The sequence below is a fragment of the Janthinobacterium goodfellowi genome (assembly GCF_051380695.1).
Lineage (GTDB): Bacteria > Pseudomonadota > Gammaproteobacteria > Burkholderiales > Burkholderiaceae_D > Janthinobacterium.
The window spans coordinates 56,497-75,751 of the sequence record NZ_JBNYXN010000002.1 but is presented as its reverse complement, the minus strand read 5'-3'; the positions used below and the strand labels follow the sequence as shown (position 1 = coordinate 75,751).

The window sequence follows — 19,255 nt, the reverse complement described above, 5'->3', positions numbered from 1 at the left end:
AACGCGACGGCGCGATGCCAACGCGCCGAAAGCATGCATGTCCGATAAAACCAGCCCCGACAGCCATTCCCCGTCCGCCGCCGCGCCCGCGCGCGCCGGCAACCTCAATTTCATCCTCGTCTGCGTCTTCATCGACATGCTGGGCATCGGCTTGGTGGTGCCCGTGCTGCCCATCCTGATCGGCGACTTTGTCGACGGCAAGGATGCGCAGGCGTTCTGGTACGGCATCATGGCGGCCGTCTTCGGCTTGCTGCAGTTCATCTTCATGCCCATGCTGGGCGCCATCAGCGACCGCGTGGGACGCCGTCCCGTGCTGCTGTACTCGATGGCCGGCATGGGCATCAATTTCCTGGCCACGGGCTGGGCGCCGAACCTCGCTTGCCTGTTCATCGGCCGCATCATCGGCGGCGTCTCGTCGGCCAGCATGTCGGTCGCGTCCGCCTACGCCTCCGATATTTCCACGCCCGACAACCGCGCCAAGAGCTTCGGCAAGATCGGCGCCGCCTTCGGCCTGGGCTTCATCTGCGGCCCCATGCTGGGCGGCCTGCTGGGCGAGATCAATCTGCACCTGCCGTTTTACGTGGCGGCCGGCCTGTCGGCGGCCAATTTCATCTACGGCTATTTCTTCGTGCCCGAATCGCTGCAGCCCGGTCCCCGCGCGCCCTTTACTTTGGCGCGCATCAATCCGTTCGCGGCCCTGCTGAAACTGGTGCGCCGCGTGGAAATCCGCGGCCTGGTGCTGGCTTTCGGCCTGATGACGTTTGCGCAGATGATGCTCAACACCACCTGGGTGCTGTATACGCATTTCCGCTTCGACTGGACGCCGCGCCAGAACGGCATCGCCCTGTTCTGCGTGGGCCTGTGCGCGGCCGTCGTGCAGGCGGGCTTGCTGGGCATCCTCATCAAGCGTTTCGGCGAAATACGTTTGTCCCTACTGGGCATGGCATCGGGCGCCCTCACCTACCTGCTGTACGGCCTGGCAACGCAAGGCTGGATGATGTATGCGCTGATCCTGTGCAACCTGCTGGCCTTTGCCGCCGGTCCCGCCCTGCAGGGCATCATCTCGAAATCATCGAACGCCGGCGAACAGGGTGAACTGATGGGCTCCCTGCAATCGATCAGCAGCCTGGGCATCATCATCATGCCTTTGCTCGGCAGCATGATCCTCGGCGAAGTGAGCCATTTGCCGCCGCAAGACTGGCGCATCGGCAGCACCTTCTATCTGTGCGCCATCATGCAAACCCTGGGCATCGTGGTGGCCTGGCGCTACTTCCAGGCGCAGCGCCTGGCCCGACTTGCGGTTTCCACCACAAAGTAGTCGGCAGGATAATATTGCATTTGAGAAATAGATAGGCGAGAATGGAATAATCAAGCGGACGTTGCCGACGCCCGCGATTCGATGGTGAGCAAGGATGGGTATGACTGACTTTTATTCCAGCGTCTGGCGCCGGACCATGGCCATGCTGGCGCTGGCGCTGCCGCCCCTGGCGGGCGCGCAATGCTCGCGCGACATCCAGGTGCCCGTCTCGGCCATCGGCGCCAGCGTGGTGGTCAATGGCGCCACCATCGGCGGCATCTATCCCGACTTGCTGCGCAGCATGGGCGCCAAGCTCGGCTGCAATTTCATCTTCACGGCCGTGCCCCGGGCGCGCCTGGAGGCGATGTTCGAGGCGGGCAAGGCCGATATGCTGATTCCCGCCAGCAGCACGCCGCGGCGCGACCAGCACGGCCTGTTCATCCCCCTGATGGGCAGCCGTCCCCTGCTGATCTCGCTGCAGGGCACGCGCACGCCCATCAACACCATGCAGGAACTGATCGAGCGGCGCGAATTGCGCGTGGCGCTCGTGCGCGGCTACGACTATGGCGTGTCCTACCAGGCGCTGGCCAAGGAACTGAGCAGCCAGGGCCGCCTGTTCTACGAAGTCGACGCGCTGTCCGTGGCGCGCCTGATGCAAAGCGGCTTCATCGACGCCACCATCATGAGTCCCACCATCCTCGCCGGCGTGGCGCAAAACGATGCCCGCGTGTATGGCCTGGCCGACCGCCTGCGCCTGGAAGCATTGCCGGAATTGCCGTGGGGCATGAGCGGCGTCTACCTGTCGCGCAAGTCGCTGACGGCGGACGACCAGGCGGCCCTGCGCGAACTGCTGGAAAAAGCCAGCCGCTCGGGCACCCTGATGGAAGGTTTCCAGCGCCATCACCGCCAGGAACTGTTGTCGCAGAGCATACGCCCGCGCTAAGGCCCGCATGTCCGGTCTCGTCGTCGCCGTCGTCCTGTTTGCCGCCCTGCTGCACGCCAGCTGGAATGCCATCGTCAAGTCGGGCAAGGATACTTTCCTCACGACCGTGCTCGTCTCCGTGGGCGCGGCCCTGATCTCGCTGGCAGTCCTGCCCTTCGTCGCTGCCCCCGCCCCCGCCAGCTGGCCCTACCTGGCGGCCTCGGCCGTGGCCCAGCTCGCCTATTATTCTCTGCTGGCGGCCGCCTACAAGGCGGGCGACATGAGCCACGCCTACCCGCTGATGCGCGGCAGCGCGCCACTGCTCGTGGCGCTGGCCAGCTGGCCGCTGATCGGCGAACGCCTGTCTTCCATGCAGATGGGCGCCGTCGCCTGCATCTGCGCGGGCATCCTCGGCCTGTATGTTGCCGCGCGCCGGCCCGCCACGCCTGGCACCAGGATGAGCACGGGGCGCGCCACCGCCTTTGCGCTGGGCAACGCCTGCGTCATCGCCAGCTATACCCTGATCGACGGCATCGGCGTGCGCCTGTCCGGCGCGCCGGCCGCCTACACCATGTGGATTTTTGTCTTGAACGGCACGGGATTGCTTCTGTGGACGCTGCTGCGCCGCCGCGCCGGCCTGCTGGCGTATGCGCAAACGCAATGGCATCTGGCCGCCTTCGGCGGTTTCGGCACCCTCGCTTCGTATGGCCTGGCCTTGTGGGCCATGACGCAGGCGCCCGTGGCCGCCATCGCGGCCCTGCGCGAGACGTCGATCCTGTTCGCCATCGCCATTGCGGCCCTGTTCCTGCGCGAAAAGATCAGCCCCCGCCGCTACCTGGCCATCGGCCTGATCGCGGCGGGCGCCATTCTCATGCGCATGGGCTAGCGGGCGTCGAGCGGCGCGATCGGCAACTCGATGGCGCTGGCCGCCCCTGCCGCGTGGTACACGCGCTGCGTCGCCTTCTTGTAATCGCCTGGCTGCGCCAGGAAGATATTCGGCACGAAGGTTTGCGGGTTGCGGTCGTACAGGGGGAACCAGCTCGACTGTACTTGCACGGCGATGCGGTGCCCGGGCAGGAAGACGTGATTCGCGTTCGGCAAGGCGAAGCGGTAGCGCTCCACTTTGCCCGCCGGTATCGGCGTCGGGTGCTCGAAACTGTCGCGGTAGCGCCCGCGGAAGATATCCATGGCCACGCCCAGCTGGTAGCCGCCCATGGCCGGCTGCGACGGCACTTCGTCCGGATACACGTCGATCAGCTTTACCACCCAGTCGGCATCCGTGCCGCTGGTGGCGGCGAACAGGTTGACCATCGGTGCGCCGGCGATGCGCACGGCCGTTTTCAACGGTTCCGAAACATAGCTGAGCACGTCCGTGCGGTCCGCATAGCCGCGCTGGTCGCTGACCAGCCATGGCTTCCACACGTCGGCGTCGTTCAAGCGCACGGGACGCGCGACAAACGGCACGGGTTTCGCGGGATCGGCCACGTATTCGTCGAAGGCGCCGTTGGCAGCGTCCGCCGTCGCTGGCGCTGGCGCAAAGCCCAGCTTGTAGCCATCCTGCAGGTAGATCGGCGTCAGCTTGGTGTCGCAGGTCTCGCAGGCCAGCGGCCACTGCTGCAGGCGCTGCCACTGGTTGGTGCCGCTCTGGTAGGACACGACGGGCGCCGTGTTCGCTTCCGGCGCGCCATCCTTCAGGTATTGATTGAGGAATGGCTGCATGACTTTTTCGCGGAACTGGCGCGCCGTATCGCCGTCGAACTTCAGGGCGCCCAGGCTGGAGCCTTCATAGTTGACGCCGCTGTGGCGCCACGGGCCGATGGCCAGGTAATTGAGGTTGTTGTGCTTGTCGCGCCCTTCCATCGCCGTATAGGTGGCGTAGGGGCCATAGATGTCTTCCTGGTCCCACTGCCCCACCACGTGCATGGTGGGCACGATCAGCGGACGCTTGGCGAGGATTGTATCGAGCGCCTGTTCCTGCCAGTAACTGTCGTAGGCCGGATGCTCGAACAGCTTTTTCGTGTAGGTCAGCTTGTCGATGCCGAATTTCTTCGCGAAATCACCGGCCGAGCCGATGCGCAGATACGCGTCGTAATCGTCGTAGACGCCCAGCACGGGCGCCTCGCCGCTGCCGCGCACGCTCGTCTGCCACGCCAGGTAGGACAAGCTCGGCATGCGGAAGGCGCCGTTATGGAACCAGTCGTCGCCGCGCCAGCCGTCGACCATGGCGCTCATGGGAATGGCCACCTTCAGCGCCGGATGCGGATCGACCAGGGCCATCAGTACCGTATGGCCCTCGTACGAGGAACCCAGCATGCCCACCTTGCCATTGCTTTCCGGTACATTTTTCACCAGCCAATCGATGGTGTCCCACGCATCCGTGACGTTATCGACCTTGGTATTGTTCAGCGGACCGCGCACGGGGCGCGTCATCACGTAATCGCCTTCCGAGCCATGCTTGCCGCGCACGTCCTGGAACACGCGGACGTAGCCGTTTTCCACCAGCGTGTCGTCGCCCTGCGGCAAGGTGGCCAGCATGCTGGCGCTGGTGGCGCGCTGGGCGCGGCGGGCCGCGTTGTACGGCGTGCGCGTGAGCATGATCGGCGCCCGCTTGGCGTCTTTCGGCACGACGATCACCGTGTACAGCTTGACGCCGTCGCGCATGGGGATCATCACCACGCGCTTGACGTAATCATTCATATCGGGCAGCACCAGCTTGGCGCCGATATCGGGCGTCATCGGCGGCGTTTGCGCCATCGCCGGTACTGCAAACAAGGAACTGATAACAAAAGCCAGGCCGGTGAGCCGGACGGGGGACGACACGCGCATACTGTTCTCCAATGATTCATGCCACGTGAAAGTGGCCGAATGGCAATAGTACCCGGAAAGCAAGTTCTGCAGTAGGCTCGTCTCTGACGCAGCGCAGCAGATATATCGGCACGCAACTTGACAGAACGCGCACGAACTGCAACCATAACGCCATGAAATTTATCCCGTCACAACACGCCTGCTTGAATTGGTGGTCCCGCTCACTTTCGCGCGGCCACTCTATAGTGATGTGAATTTGATCCACGCCGCCTCGATCGGTGGCGTAACAGGCTCAGCCTGGATCATCCCCGATGCAGGCGGCTCAAAAGGAAACTTGATGAGCTTGCCTAACACTCCCGATACTCCCGACACCGACAACGCCCCGGCAGCACCGCTGTCCGCCGCCGCCATCGCTTCGCAATCCGTGATCCTGACGGGCGACCGCCCGACCGGCCCCCTGCACCTGGGCCACTACGTGGGCAGCCTGCGCGACCGCGTCGCCTACCAGAACAGCTACAAGCAATTCATCATGCTGGCCGACGCGCAGGCGCTGACGGACAATATGGATGACATCGACAAGGTGCACCGCAATGTCGTCGAAGTGGCGCTCGATTACCTGGCCGTCGGCATCGACCCGAGCAAGACCACGGTGTTCATCCAGTCGCAAATTCCGGAACTGGCCGAGCTGACCTTTTACTACCTGAACATCGTCACCGTGGCGCGCCTCGAGCGCAACCCCACCGTCAAGGAAGAAATCCGCCTGCGCGGCTTCGAGCGCGACATCCCGGCCGGCTTCTTGACCTACCCGGCCAGCCAGGCGGCCGACATCACGGCATTCAAGGCCGGCGTGGTGCCCGTGGGCGAAGACCAGATCCCGATGATCGAGCAAACGAATGAAATCGTGCGCCGCTTCAACCGCATGTACAACCGTGAAGTGCTGATGGAATGCAAGGCGCTGGTGCCCGATATCGGCCGCCTGCCCGGCATCGACGGCAAGGCGAAGATGAGCAAGTCGCTGGGCAACACCATCAACCTGGGCGCGACCTCGGCCGAAATCACGGCCGCCGTGAAAAAAGTCTATACGGACCCGCTGCACCTGCGCGTGGAAGACCCGGGCCACCTGGAAGGCAACATCGCCTTTACCTACCTGGACGCCTTCGACCCGGAAAAAGCGGCGCTGGCGGAAATGAAAGCCCATTACGTGCGCGGCGGCCTGGGCGACAGCATCGTCAAGAAGCGCCTGGACCTGGTCTTGCAGGACATGCTGGCGCCGATCCGCGCCCGCCGCGAAGAGTTCGCCAAGGACAAGGGCCAGGTCATCCAGATGCTGAAAGAAGGCACGTTCCGCGCTCGCGAAGTGGCGGCGCGCACGGCCGATGAAGTCAAGTCGGCGCTGGGCCTCAATTACTTCTGATCACCTGCCGTAACAGCAAACTGATGCGCTCAGGCGGAGTCGGGTAAAATCCCGCTTCCGCCTGGGCGCGATGCATTTGTGTCACCGTGGCACCAGCAATCCGTAGAGAGACAACGCGCCATGACCGATACCCCTATCGAACAGCTGCTGCAGCAGCATTTTTCCATCGATGCGCTGCAACAGGCCCCCGCGCCCCTGCAGCAGGCACTGCGCATGCTGGGCGGCTGGCTGGCAGCCGAACGCGACACACCATACCCGCACACGCCGTACGCGCAATTGCTGACGCAGCTGTCCGACACTTGCCTGCCCGCGCACGGCATGCCCGTGGCACAATTCCTGCAAGAACTCGACGCCACCGTGCTGGCCAATACGGCCCAGCTGAACCATCCGCAATACATCGGCCACATGACGCAGGCCTTGCCCTGGATCAGCGTGCTGGCCGAAGCGTTCACGGCCACCCTGAACCAGAACCAGGTCAAGATCGAGACGGCGTATGTGTCGACCCTGATCGAAAAACAGATCCTGGGCTGGCTGCACCGCCAGGTGTACCAGCAGGCTGACAGTGTCTACACGCAGGCGATGGCCGCCACCAGCGGCGCGCTGGGCAATGTCGTCAATGGCGGCACCATGGGCAACCTGACGGCGCTGGCCGTGGCGCTGGAAAGCCAATTGCCCGGCACGCGCAAGCGCGGTTTGTTTGCCGCCATGCAGGAATCCGGCTACGCGGGACTGGCCGTGATCGGTTCGGCCCGCAGCCATTATTCCGTGAAAAAGGCGCTGGCGACCCTGGGCCTCGGTGAAAACGCCCTGCACCTGGTGGCCGTCGACCGCGACAACCGCATCGACGTCGCCGCGCTGGAAGCGACCATTGCCGACTTGAAGTCGCGCAAGATCAAGGTCGTCGCCATGATCGGCATCGCCGGCACGACGGAAACGGGCGCCATCGATCCGCTGGCCGCCATGGCGGCGATTGCCGCGCGCGAGTCCATCTGGTTCCACGTGGATGCGGCCTGGGGCGGCGCGCTCTTGATCGCGGAACAGTACCGCCCCCTGTACGACGGCATCGCCCTGGCCGACTCCGTCGTCATCGACGGGCATAAATTGCTATGGGTGCCGATGGCACAAAGCATGGTGCTGTTCAAGGATAGCGCCAGCCTGAACCTGCTGAAGCACAACGCCAACTACATCTTGCGCGACAACTCGGGCGACCTGGGCCAGACCTCGCTGGAAGGCTCGCGCCGCTTCGATGCCTTGAAACTGTGGACCTCGTTCAAGGTGCTGGGCGTGTCCGGCTACACGACCTTGCTGCAGCAGGCGGCCACCCTGTCCGGCCAGTTGCAGCAGTTATTGGCCGACCAGCAGGATTTTGAACTCGTCACGCGCTCGGACACCTTTATTCTCACCTACCGCTACGTGCCCGCGCCCTTGCGCCAACGCATGGAGGCCTTGCTGGCCGGTGGACAGGTGGAGGCTGCTACCGAACTGAACAAGCAGCTGAACACCTTGAATGCCAAGCTGCAGAACCGGCAAAAGGCGCATGGCCACAGCTTCGTGTCGCGCACGGTCCTCGAATCGACGCGCTACCCTGGCCCGACCAACGTGCTGCGCGTGGTCATGACGAACGTCAAGACGCGCCCCCACCATCTGCGCGCCATTTTGGCGGAACAGCGGGCCATCGGGCAGGCGCTGGCAACGGAACTGGGGATGTAAGGATTTCTACCCAACAACCTTGACTGGATGCCCGATGCACCGCCTGAGCGCCCTCACCGATCTGCTGCAGCATCTGTTGAAATGGCTGCTGCTGGCCTTTGTCGTGGCCGTGCTGGCGGGAACGGCCTCGGCCGGCTTCCTGTTCGCCCTTGAATGGGCAACCGCGACGCGCCTGGCGCACGCCTGGCTGATCTGGCTGCTGCCCGTGGCGGGCTTTGCCGTCGGCTGGCTGTATCTGCGCTACGGCAGCAGTGTCGAGGGCGGCGCGAACCTCCTGATCGATGAAATCCACGATCCGAAAAAAATCATTCCGCTGCGCATGGTGCCGCTGGTGCTGGGCGGCACCGTCATCTCGCATCTGTTCGGCGCCTCCGTCGGGCGCGAAGGCACGGCCGTGCAGATGGGCGGCGCGCTGGCCGACCAGCTCACGCGCATGTTTCGCCTGAACAATGAAGACCGCCGCATCATCCTGATGGCCGGCATCAGCGCCGGCTTTGCCTCCGTCTTCGGCACGCCGCTGGCGGGCGCCATCTTCGGCCTGGAAGTGCTGGCCATCGGCCGCTTGCGCTACGAAGCCATGCTGCCCTGCCTGGCTGCCGCCGTCATCGCCGACCAGGTAGGCTTGCTGTGGGGCGTCCAGCATACACATTACGCCGTGCCTTTGATCCCCGCCCTCTCCGCCTGGACCTTGTGCGCCATGGTCATCGCGGGCGTGCTGTTCGGCGTGACCGGTAAACTGTTTGCGCACGCCACGCACGGCTTGAGCGCACTGATGAAGCGCTGGATCGCCTACGCCCCGCTGCGTCCGCTGGCGGGCGGCGTCGCCGTCGCCATCGCCGTGTGGCTGCTGGGCACCGACAAATATATCGGCCTGGGCATCCCCACCATCGTCGACGCGCTCAAGGAACCGCTGCCTGCATACGATTTTCTGGGCAAGATGGCGTTTACCATCGTCTCGCTGGGCACCGGTTTCAAGGGCGGTGAAGTCACGCCATTGTTCTTCATCGGCGCGACCCTGGGCAATGCGCTGGGCCCGCTGCTGCACCAGCCCGTCACTTTGCTGGCCGCCATCGGCTTTGTTGCCGTCTTCGCGGGCGCGGCCAACACGCCGATCGCCTCGACCCTGATGGCCATGGAACTGTTCGGCGCCGACATCGGCGTGTACGCGGCCATCGCCTGCGTCGTGGCCTACCTGTTTTCCGGCCACGCGGGCATTTACCGGGCGCAGCGGGGCGGGCATGCCAAGCGCACGGCCCACAAGGATTCAGCAGACACATGACCCAGAATATCTACGACAACGACGCCTTCTTCACGGCCTACAGCCAGCTGCCCCGTTCCGTCGGCGGGCTCGGCAGCGCACCCGAATGGCCGGCCTTGCGCGCCATGCTGCCTGCGCTACACGACAAAAACGTGCTCGACCTGGGCTGCGGCTATGGCTGGTTCTGCCGCTGGGCGGCAGAACAGGGCGCGGCGCGGGTCTTGGGCGTGGATGTGTCGGAAAAGATGCTGGCGCAAGCAAGCGGCATGGGAGAGCAGACAACCGTCAGCTATGCCAGGCTGGACCTCGAACAACTTGCCGTGGCGCCAGCGGCCTACGACCTCGTCTACAGCTCGCTGGCATTCCACTACATCGACAATTTCGCGGCTTTGCTGGCCGCCATCCGCCACGGCTTGAAGCCTGACGGCAAGCTGGTGTTTTCCATCGAGCACCCGATCTTCATGGCGCCGCGCCAGCCCGGCTGGCTGACGGATGGGCAAGGCCGCAAGCGCTGGCCCGTCGACAGCTACCAGCAGCAAGGCCCCCGCGTGTCGGACTGGCTGGCACCCGGCGTCATCAAGCAGCACCGCACTCTGGGCACGACCATCAATGCGCTGCTGCAAGCGGGTTTCCAGCTGGAACATGTGGAAGAATGGGGGCCGAGCGACGAGCAGGTCGCGCAGCAGCCGGCCCTGGCCGAAGAGCGCGAACGGCCGATGCTGCTGCTGGTGGCGTGCAGCCTGCGCTAGCCCCGGGCCCGCTCGAACAATTTGCCCGCCAGTTCCTCGATATCGCCGCGCATGGCCAGCGTATCCAGCCACAGCGGCGGAATCGCCTGCGCGCCATAATACGCGCCGGCAAGCTGGCCGACGATGGCGCCGGTCGTATCGGCATCTTCACCCAGATTGACGGCGCGCAATACCGCCGCTTCCAGGCTGTCGGTATGAAAAAAACACCAGAGAGCCGCTTCCAGCGATTCCACGCAATAGCCGGTACCGCGTATCTGCTGCTCCGTTTTGGCGAGGAAACTGCCGCTGGCCAGCTCCACCAGCTTCGGTTCGGCAGGCCGGAACGCGATACTGTCCAGCAACGCGTCCTTCGCCGTGCCCGCCAGCGCGCCGCACAGCAAGGCGGCGAGCAGCTGGCAGCTTTCGACGGCTTCCGCCGCCGCGTGGGTGGTGCGGGAACTGTCGGCAGCATAGGCCCCGGCCGCTTCGGCATCGGGATAGGCAAACAGCACGACGGGGGCCAGGCGCATGAGCGAACCATTGCCCGCCGTGTCAGGCGCGGCGGAGCCGCTCCAGGGATTGCCCGTCTGCTGGAAACTGGCCAGCGCACTCCTTACCGTGCCGCCGATATCGAAGCAGCTGCCGGTGGAGCTCAGGTAGCCCCATTGCCACCAGTTCAAGTACCGCACCATCTGGTCCGCCGCATCGAACGCCCCTTTCTGGACCAGGCTTTCGGCCAGGCACAGCGCCATCGACGTATCGTCCGTCCATTGTCCGGGCTGCAAGCCGAACGGGCCGCCGCCAGTCATGCCCGTCACCGGCGCAAAGCTGCCGCGCGGGGAAAATTCCACGGTCGTGCCGACGGCATCGCCGCAGGCAAGTGCCAGCAAGGCGCCCAGATAGCGCTTGTGTAAGGTTGGTTTGTGCAAAGTTGACATCATCATGTTTCTCCGTGGATTCCTGGCTGGCCACACTCATCCGGTTTCCGCCGCCAGCACGATTGGGAGGCGCTTTGCCACCTCAGCACGGTGCGCCAGCCGGCACTGGCCATCGCGCCATAAGGTCAAGTCTCGGTACGCCGCAGCGCCGCGCCGTCATGCAAGGCCAGCGGCATGGCCCTGGCCCAGCGGTTCGAGGACAGCGAAAACGTCAGTGCGCGCACCTGATGGTACCAGCCGGCGGGCACGTACAGCATGTCGCCCGGCTCGACGAGGCATTCGATCATGGCCGCCTGGCGCGCCAGGGGAAAACGCTGGAAATCGGGCGCTTCCGGGTCGAAGGGCGAGCCGAACAGGATGGCGTTCGCTTCGCTGGGGTAGAGAAAGGCGTCATGGTGCGGCGGCGACAAAAAGATGCGCTTGCAGCCCCACACTTGCGCGAAGATATTGTCGTCGTAATCGCAATGCAGGGGCGTCACCGTGCCAGCCGGTCCCACCCAGAAACGCGGCGGGCCCATCTTGTCGAAATACGTGGGCCAGTGGCACAGGCGGTTCAGCTCGCGCAATTCCAGGTTGCCCAGGTATGGCGGCAACGCGTGCGCCCCTTCTTCCACCAGGTCAAGATATTGCCCCATCGACATGTCCTGCATGGCGCGGTCGGCCGCGAACGCCGTATTGATGTAGTCGCCCACCCGCGCACGCACGGGCAGGTGGCTGAACTGTTCGCGCAAGACGCCGGGCTCCAGCTTGGACAAGGGCCAGCGCCGCACCAGCCCGCGCATCAGGAAGGGCAAGCCCAGCGCGGCGCGCGCGCGGAAGGCGGCGGCGTCCAGCATGGCCAGGCGCGGCACTTCGGTAATGGCGGGCAAGTCACGCGCCGCCCGCTTGATGGCCTCGCGCATGGCGTCGATGGACGTAACGCCGCGCACCTGCGCATCCTTGTCTTCGCGTGCCTGCTTGCGCGCCAGGGCCGCTTCGGGCGAGCTGAATTCGGCAGGCGGCCGCGGCGGCAGCGCGCGCGGCGCCGTGGATGGCGGGATTTGCCCAAGGGCAGGTGAATTTTTCTCTACTGACATAAACCTTCTTTGCTATCGATGCCTTGCGCGGCATGGGCCGGGCCTGCGCTATTTTAAGCGAATGCGGCCCGGCCGGTGCCGGCCAGCGCCAGCAGGACGGGAGCCATGCCGGCGGCGGGCAAACGCCAGTCCACGTCCACATGGGCTAGCGCGCTGTGCGGCATCGATGGGGCTTGCGCTTCCTGCGGCTCCTGCACCAGCGCCTTGCCGCCCCGGGCCTTGATCGCCCGCAAGCCTGCCGTGCCATCGTCGAGGTAGCCGCTGAGGATCACGCCCACCACCTTCGGCCCGAAAGCGGCGGCCGCGCTGCGAAACAGCGGGTCGATGGCGGGACGCGTGTGATGCTCCCTGGCCCCACGGGTCAGCTCGACGGTGGCCCGGCCAGCCAGGTTGGCGACGAGCATGTGCCGGTCCGGCGGCGCCAGCAGGATGCACCCGGCGCGCACGGCTTCGCCCGTTGCGGCAAAGCGCACGGGCAAGGCGGACGACTTGGCTAAGATTTCAGGCAGCACGCTGTTGCGCGCCCCCACGTGCATGACGGCCAGGATCGCCGCAGGGAAACTCGCCGGCAAGGCGGCAAAGATGGTGGACAGCGCATTCACGCCGCCCACGGAAGCCCCCATGACGATCAGCGTTTCCATGCCAGGCCCTTACGCCCAAGTCCAGCATGGATTCTGCGGCGCCCTGCGACGTGACTCCGTACGTCGGCTAACACAGACCCGTAACGTAACGACACCTGACAAACCCGACTAAAGGGCCGGGGTCGGACCCTGAGGGTCCGACCCCAGTTTTGCGCCATCGGGTTGCTATATCCTGGTGCCCGCGACGGCCGCTTGCCAGCTTAAAACACTCACTTATACTGGCGTCTTGAATATCGGGTCCACGATAAACTGCTGCGCCTTGATGCGCAAGGTCCGTTCCTCGTCCAGCTCGGCGCGCGTTTCGCCCAGCTCTTCGCGTTCCGCTTCCAGTTCCAGGCGGGCGGCGGCCAGTTCCGTTTCCACGCGCGTCAGGCTTTCCAGCTTCAGCTGGGCCTGGATCAGTTCGGCGCGCGCCGCTTCGGCGGCCTCTTCCAGGCGTGGGATGCCTTCGAGCTTGAACTGCGCCTTGGCCAGGTCCATGCGCGCCTGCTCGGCCGCCTCTTCCAGACGCGGCAAGCCTTCCAGGCGCAGCTGTGCCTTGGCCAGGTCCGTGCGGGCCTGGTTCGCCACCTGCCGCTCGCGTTCGAGTTCCTCGCGCAAGGTTTCCAGCTCGCCCGCCTGCAGGTCGAGCAACTCTTGCTGGCGCTCGTTTTCGCTGGCCAGGTCCATCAATTCCTGTTGATTGTCGTTCATCTCGGCTTCATGCGCGCTGTGGCTGGCGCTTAATTCCTGTCCTACATAATCGAGGATGGCTTGCTGCAGCACGGGCGACAGTTCGGCGGCGGCAGCGATCTGGCGCTGCGCGCCCGCCTTGCGGCGCTGCAATAGCTTGCTGATGGTACCCAGGCAGGCGCCGTTGCCCAGCCGTTCGCGCAAGGCGCGCACCGTGATGGCCTGGCCTTCGCCCGCCATCGCGTCCATTGCCGCATTGATCTGTTCCGCGCTTACTTTTGCCATGTCGTCTGCTCTTGAATGTTGCCCAGGGCAATCTTGCCCAGGGGCATTATCTTATGCCAGCGGAGGCAAAGCGTAAAGTATTTCTCAATAGTAATTGCAATTGCACAACGGAAGCGCGAGAAAACATGCGGCCTGGCGTGTTTTACTCTTCCAGCAAGCCGTTTTCCGTGAGCATATCCTGCACCAGTTCCAGCCGCAGCACGGGATTGTCCTGGCTCAGCAGCAATTGCTTTTGCATGGCGCTCAGGGACAGCAGCTCGCACCAGCGGTTCGCCACCCAGCCGCACTCATCGAGGCGGTACGGCGGCTGCAGCGGCATTTGATCGGGTGGAATCTTTTGCTCCTGCAAGGTGCGGATCAGCGCACCGAGCGCGTCGGCCACGTTCTGCTGCTCCTGGGGAATGGGGATGGTTTTATCGGGCGGCAAGGTTTCAATCCGCCCCATCCACAAACCGTGCTTCAGCTGTTCGCTGGAGACGATATGAAAGCGCTGCATGCCCATGCATTTGATTTGCAGCAAGCCCGACAGGGGCGCGGCCCAGTCGATGATGCGCGCCAGGGTGCCCACGGGCGCCAGGGTTTCCAACTGGCCCGGCTTGCGCACTTCCGCGCCGTCCAGCAGCTGCACCACGCCGAACGGCTGCTCGCCCATGATGCACTGACGTATCATGTCCAGATAGCGTACCTCGAAGATCTGCAGGGGCAGATAGCCATCGGGATACAGCACCGTATTGAGCGGGAACAAAGGTATCGAGGTCATAGGCGCATGATGGCACGAATGCGATATCCGTGCTGCGCGCCTTGCCCTGCCTGACCAACTGCGCCGATTATTTGTAGAAGCGCCTTTTCTTGGCCCGCTCCGCCGCCTTCGGCGCCAGCACTTTCACTGCTTTTTTCTGGATCGTGCCGCCAGCGGACGTGCCCGGCACGCGGTGTTCCGCCTCGAAACCTGGCTCCTCGTTGCGTTTGAGGGTTTGCCGCGTCAGCGCTTCCACGGCCGACAGCAATTCGACTTCATCGGCGCAGACGAGGGAAATGGCTTCGCCCGAGGCGCCCGCGCGGCCCGTGCGGCCGATGCGGTGGATATAGTCTTCGGCCACCGTCGGCAAGTCGAAATTGACGACGACGGGCAATTGGTCGATATCGAGGCCACGGGCAGCCACGTCGGTAGCCACCAGCACCTGCACCTCGGCAGATTTGAAACGGGCCAGCGCGCGCAGGCGGTTCGGCTGGGTCTTGTCGCCGTGGATGGAATCGGCGCGCACGCCCTGCTCCAGCAAGGTGTTGACCAGCAGCTCGACGCCCTTGCGCGTCTTGACGAAGACCAATACCTGGCCCCAGCGCTTTTTCTTCAGCAAGTGCAAAAACAGTTCCGGCTTGCGTTTCTTGTCACACACGATCACCGACTGCTTGACGGCTTTCACCGTGCTGTTGCGCGCGCTCACTTCCACCGACACGGGGTCCTTCAGCATGGTTTTCGCCATGGCGCGGATGGCATCCGAGAACGTGGCCGAAAACAGCAGGGTCTGGCGCTGCTTGGGCATCGTCATCAGCAATATATCGAGTTCACGCTCGAAGCCGAGGTCCAGCATGCGGTCCGCCTCGTCCAGCACCAGCGTCTGCACCTGCTCGAACTTGACGGCGCCCTGCGTCTGCAAGTCCAGCAAACGGCCCGGCGTGGCCACCAGCACGTCGAGGCCCTTGCGAAGCTTGCTGATCTGCGGCTCGATGGGCACGCCGCCATACGCGACAAAGCTGCGCAGCGGCAAGTTGCCACCATAACTGCGGAAGCTCGCATAGACTTGCTCGGCCAGCTCGCGCGTGGGCACGAGCACCAGCACGCGCACGCACTGGGGCGCCACCACGCCTTCCAGGGTCAGGCGCTGCAGCAAGGGCACGGCAAAGCCGGCCGTCTTGCCCGTGCCCGTCTGGGCGGCGGCCATCAGGTCGCGCCCGGCCAGCACGGCCGGGATTGCCTGTGCCTGCACGGGCGTGGGCTTGGCATAGCCGAGCTCATCGAGTTTGCGGACCAGGGGATCGATCAGGCCGAGGGAGGAAAACGTCATGGGGAAAGCAATCTTGGCAAATGAAAAGGCGGCGCGCACGGGCTGGCCGTGCGCGCAATTGCCGAGATTATAGGCCAGCGGGGATGCCGGCCGGGGTTTTCAGCACGAAAACAGCACGATCAGAACTTCATTTCCAGGGTCGCGCGCGCCTGCGGCGAACTCGGCGAAATGCTGTTGCGCACGATGGTCCCGCTGGCGTCCGCATAGGTGGTGTCGCTTTCGAAGTCTTGCGCCAGCAGGTTAGACACGGCCAGGCGCAGCTGGTTCTTCGCATCGAATTTCCACAGCGCATAAATGTCGAGGTCGCGCCGCGGCGACGTATAGGCGCTCTGGCGCTCGGTGATGCGCACGGGGCCGCCATTGCGGAAGTTGAAGCTGCCGCCCGTGCTCAAGACGCCGTCCGGCGTCTTGTAATCGAGACCAACGTTGCCGCTGACGGGCGTTTGCTGGTCGAGCCGGTTGTTTGGCCCCGGCACCTGCTCCACTTGCGACCAGTTGCGGCTGACGCTGGCGCGCAGGTCGATGGCCGGCACGGGCGCGGCCATCACGGCGCGCAGCGGGAACTTCGCTTCCAGTTCCAGTGTCTGCGTATTCGCGCGGCCGTCGTTGACGGGCGTGGATACCCAGCGGTCATTGATGAACAGCAAACCCTGGCGCGTATAGCCGTCGATGCGGCGGGCCGAGGCGCGCGCGCTGAGCAAGGCACCTTCGGCCCAGTAGTGCTCGTACGAAGCATCGATGCCCAGCGCCAGCTCCGGTTTCAGATACGGATTGCCTTCGCGGTCGGGGTCCGTCTGGCTGTTATTCGTCGAGGTATTGCGGCGCGGAATCAGGCTCGCCGTGGGCTGCGCCTTGTAGGTGCGCGTCAGGGCCAGGCGCACCTGGTCGCCCTTGGTATCGGGCAACTTCCACAGGGTTTGCAGCAGCGGGCTCCACACGCCGGTGCGCTGGTTCACTTCGTCGTAGGTATCGCCCGCGCTGCGCGTATCGATGCCTTCCCAGCGCACGCCCGCATACATGGACCAGCGCGGCGTGATTTCCCATTCATCCTGCACGTACAGCGCCAGGCGCTTGATGGTGGCGTCGAAACCCTCGTCGCTATTGACGGGCGGGCGCACGCCCAAGGCCGCTTCGCGCTGCCGGCGCGTTTCATCGCGCTCCGTGTAGGCGCCATCCCAGCCCATCGACAGGGCATGACCGGGCAGCAAGGGCGAGGAATACTTGCCGGTGGAACTGACGCCGTTTTCCGTCGCCTTCACGCCCACCTTGCGCTCGAGCGCCAGGCCGCTGCCGTCGATAAAACCTTGCTGCAGGCTGTCGGACGTGTTGCGGGCGGCCGAGGCGCCGATCTTCAGCTCCAGTTTGGCGCCGCCGGCCAGCTTGTGCATCCACGTCAGGTCGCTGCGGCCGAAGGCGTTGTGGTTGCTGGAACTGCCCGTATTCGTGTCGTAATCGGGGCGCACGCCCTGCTCCGTTTCCGCGCGGCTGACATTGCGATGGTTCGAGCGCCCGCCATTGAAGAAGAATTGCGCCGTCACGTTGTCGCCGTTGGCCAGCACCCAGTTCAGGCGCGGCGACAGATTGATGCCTTCCGGACGGCCGTCGCCCGTGCCATTCGTGCGGCGCAGCAGGTTTTGCCGGCCGTCTGGCGCATAGCCCAGCTCCAGTCCGGGATTGTCGTAGTGGTAATCGTAGCGGAACAGCGAAGCGGCCATCGAGTACGAGAAATTACCGTCGCGGTCGGACAGTTGCAGATTCATGCTGGGCGAAAAGCTCACGTCGCTGCCCTGCACGCCCAGCTTGAGTTCGCGCTGCGCCGTTTTGACGGCTTTTTTCAGCACCACATTGATTGTGCCGGCGATCGACTGGGTGCTGTATTCGGCGCTGGCCGCGTGCAGAATTTCGATGCGCTCGATCACGTCCGGCGACAGGGTGTCGAGCGAAAAACCGGCCGGCGCCCGCTCGCCGTTCAGCAATATCTGCGTATAGCCGCTGCCCAGCCCGCGCATGCGGATTTCACCGCCCGAACGGCCCGCCGCGCCGGACACGGTAATGCCGGGCAGGCGCTTGAGCACGTCGGTGACGTTCGTGTCGCCATATTTGAGGATTTCCTCGCTGCTGACGATCATCTTGCTGGCTGTATCGTCGCGGCGCGGATCATAGCCGCTGCCCTTGACTTCGACGGTTTGCATGGCGGGCGCGGCGGCTTTATCGGCCTTCAGCGGCGCGGCGGCGGCGTTATCGACGGCGGGCGTTTCGGATTGCTGGGCCTGGGCATTCCAGGCAAACAGGACAGCTGAACAAACAACGGTGAGGCGGAGGCAACGGCGTGGCATCATGAGCTGGCTGAAAAAAGTTGGCTGAATAAAAATGGCTAAAAGCTAAAAAACAGGCAGCCGTATTTTGCGACAATTTTGCTCTTATGGCACAGTTTCCTGAAAATAATTCCTATGGCAAATTAAATTCGGTGGCTGGCTGCGATACGCCCCCTTGCATACGGCACATATCATTGCCTGCCACATCGCCGCTATAATGCGTTTTCGCCATTATTCCCATCACCCCGTCAAAGGCTTCCCATCGTGTCTGACCGTCTTGCCGTTTTGCCTCAATATCTGCTGCCCAAGGGGGCGTTGACCAACTTTGCCGGACGCATCGCCGGTGCCAAGGGCGGCGCCATGACCACGCGGTTGATCCGCTGGTTCGTCGGCCGCTACAACGTCAACATGGATGAGGCGCTGGACCCGGACATCACGCACTACACGAGCTTCAACGACTTTTTCACGCGCGCGCTGCGCCCCGATGCCCGTCCGCTGGCCAAGGCCGACTACGTCTGCCCCGTCGATGGCCGCATCAGCCAGTTCGGCAAGATTGACAAGGACCAGATCTTCCAGGCCAAGGGCCACAACTTCAGCACCACGGCCCTGGTGGGTGGCGACGCGGCGCTGGCGGCCCGCTTCGAACACGGCAGCTTCGCCAATCTGTACCTGAGCCCGCGCGACTACCACCGCATCCACATGCCCTGCGACGGCCGCTTGACGCGCATGATTTATGTGCCCGGCGAATTGTTCTCGGTCAACCCGACGACGGCGCGCGGCATTCCCGGCCTGTTCGCCCGCAACGAGCGCGTCGTCTGCGTGTTCGACACGGCCAACGGCCCCTTTGTCATGACCCTGGTCGGCGCCACCATCGTCGGCAGCATGGCCACCGTCTGGCACGGCGTCGTCAACCCGCCCCGCACGGGCGAGATCCGCGACTGGAGCTATGCCAACGACAATGTCGTGCTGAAACAGGGCGAAGAACTGGGCCGCTTCCTGCTCGGTTCCACCGTCGTGATGCTGTTCCCGAAAGACACCGTGCAATTCAATGCCAACTGGCAACCGGCCGGCCCCGTGCAGCTGGGCGAAGTCATGGGCAACGTGCCCAGGTAAGCCAACAGGATGCGC

Annotated in this window: 16 protein-coding genes; 8 read left to right on the top strand and 8 right to left on the bottom strand. The window is 64.3% G+C overall.

Annotated elements, in window-relative coordinates; genetic code table 11:
• Positions 1-37 precede the first annotated feature (37 nt).
• From ACQ4WQ_RS08250 to ACQ4WQ_RS08240, 3 genes are all read left to right on the top strand, one after another.
• Positions 38-1,318 (top strand): TCR/Tet family MFS transporter, encoded by a 1,281-nt coding sequence (locus tag ACQ4WQ_RS08250; RefSeq protein WP_326459969.1) that lies wholly within the window; start codon positions 38-40, stop codon positions 1,316-1,318.
• Positions 1,319-1,418: 100 nt separating this feature from the next.
• Complete coding sequence (locus ACQ4WQ_RS08245; protein ID WP_436496078.1) at positions 1,419-2,240, top strand: substrate-binding periplasmic protein; 822 nt, start codon at positions 1,419-1,421, stop codon at positions 2,238-2,240.
• Between the two features lie 7 nt (positions 2,241-2,247).
• Positions 2,248-3,105 (top strand): DMT family transporter, encoded by an 858-nt coding sequence (locus ACQ4WQ_RS08240; protein ID WP_326459971.1) that lies wholly within the window; start codon positions 2,248-2,250, stop codon positions 3,103-3,105.
• Here the strand turns inward: ACQ4WQ_RS08240 and ACQ4WQ_RS08235 are convergent.
• Positions 3,102-5,045 (bottom strand): CocE/NonD family hydrolase, encoded by a 1,944-nt coding sequence (locus ACQ4WQ_RS08235; protein ID WP_436496076.1) that lies wholly within the window; start codon positions 5,043-5,045, stop codon positions 3,102-3,104. The two genes, ACQ4WQ_RS08240 and ACQ4WQ_RS08235, sit on opposite strands and share 4 nt — an antisense overlap.
• A gap of 316 nt (positions 5,046-5,361) precedes the next feature.
• On the opposite strand from ACQ4WQ_RS08235, the gene trpS reads away from it, so the two are divergent.
• The 4 genes from trpS to ACQ4WQ_RS08215 all read left to right on the top strand — a co-directional run bounded on the left by trpS (position 5,362) and on the right by ACQ4WQ_RS08215 (position 10,155).
• A complete protein-coding gene (gene trpS / locus ACQ4WQ_RS08230) occupies positions 5,362-6,438 on the top strand; it encodes a tryptophan--tRNA ligase (RefSeq protein WP_436496074.1) in 1,077 nt (358 codons plus the stop codon).
• Between the two features lie 120 nt (positions 6,439-6,558).
• The gene (locus ACQ4WQ_RS08225) at positions 6,559-8,148 is read left to right on the top strand and encodes a pyridoxal-dependent decarboxylase (RefSeq protein WP_436496072.1); all 1,590 of its coding nucleotides are present in this window, start codon (positions 6,559-6,561) and stop codon (positions 8,146-8,148) included.
• Between the two features lie 34 nt (positions 8,149-8,182).
• A complete protein-coding gene (locus ACQ4WQ_RS08220) occupies positions 8,183-9,427 on the top strand; it encodes a voltage-gated chloride channel family protein (RefSeq protein ID WP_436496070.1) in 1,245 nt (414 codons plus the stop codon).
• Positions 9,424-10,155, top strand: coding sequence for a class I SAM-dependent methyltransferase (locus ACQ4WQ_RS08215; RefSeq protein ID WP_436496068.1), 732 nt, complete (start codon positions 9,424-9,426; stop codon positions 10,153-10,155). The genes ACQ4WQ_RS08220 and ACQ4WQ_RS08215 overlap by 4 nt, the downstream gene beginning before the upstream one ends.
• On the opposite strand, the gene ACQ4WQ_RS08210 is transcribed toward ACQ4WQ_RS08215, so the two are convergent.
• The 7 genes from ACQ4WQ_RS08210 to ACQ4WQ_RS08180 form a co-directional block, all read right to left on the bottom strand.
• Positions 10,152-11,072, bottom strand: a complete 921-nt coding sequence (locus tag ACQ4WQ_RS08210; RefSeq protein ID WP_436497371.1) for an ADP-ribosylglycohydrolase family protein — start codon at positions 11,070-11,072, stop codon at positions 10,152-10,154. The two genes, ACQ4WQ_RS08215 and ACQ4WQ_RS08210, sit on opposite strands and share 4 nt — an antisense overlap.
• Positions 11,073-11,197: 125 nt before the next feature.
• Positions 11,198-12,148: a cupin-like domain-containing protein gene (locus ACQ4WQ_RS08205; RefSeq protein WP_436496066.1), complete on the bottom strand. Its 951-nt coding sequence runs from the start codon at positions 12,146-12,148 to the stop codon at positions 11,198-11,200.
• A 53-nt stretch (positions 12,149-12,201) separates the two neighbouring features.
• Positions 12,202-12,789: a chemotaxis protein CheB gene (locus tag ACQ4WQ_RS08200; RefSeq protein ID WP_436496064.1), complete on the bottom strand. Its 588-nt coding sequence runs from the start codon at positions 12,787-12,789 to the stop codon at positions 12,202-12,204.
• Positions 12,790-13,002: 213 nt separating this feature from the next.
• Positions 13,003-13,746, bottom strand: a complete 744-nt coding sequence (locus ACQ4WQ_RS08195) for a DNA-binding protein (RefSeq protein WP_326459979.1) — start codon at positions 13,744-13,746, stop codon at positions 13,003-13,005.
• A 142-nt stretch (positions 13,747-13,888) separates the two neighbouring features.
• A complete protein-coding gene (locus tag ACQ4WQ_RS08190; protein WP_436496062.1) occupies positions 13,889-14,506 on the bottom strand; it encodes an LON peptidase substrate-binding domain-containing protein in 618 nt (205 codons plus the stop codon).
• A 67-nt stretch (positions 14,507-14,573) separates the two neighbouring features.
• Complete coding sequence (locus ACQ4WQ_RS08185) at positions 14,574-15,812, bottom strand: DEAD/DEAH box helicase (protein ID WP_034752386.1); 1,239 nt, start codon at positions 15,810-15,812, stop codon at positions 14,574-14,576.
• Positions 15,813-15,931: 119 nt separating this feature from the next.
• Positions 15,932-18,151, bottom strand: coding sequence for a TonB-dependent receptor plug domain-containing protein (locus tag ACQ4WQ_RS08180; protein ID WP_436496059.1), 2,220 nt, complete (start codon positions 18,149-18,151; stop codon positions 15,932-15,934).
• Between the two features lie 240 nt (positions 18,152-18,391).
• On the opposite strand from ACQ4WQ_RS08180, the gene asd reads away from it, so the two are divergent.
• Entirely contained in the window at positions 18,392-19,240 is an 849-nt protein-coding gene (gene asd, locus ACQ4WQ_RS08175; RefSeq protein WP_326459982.1) for an archaetidylserine decarboxylase, read from the top strand.
• Positions 19,241-19,255 lie beyond the last annotated feature (15 nt).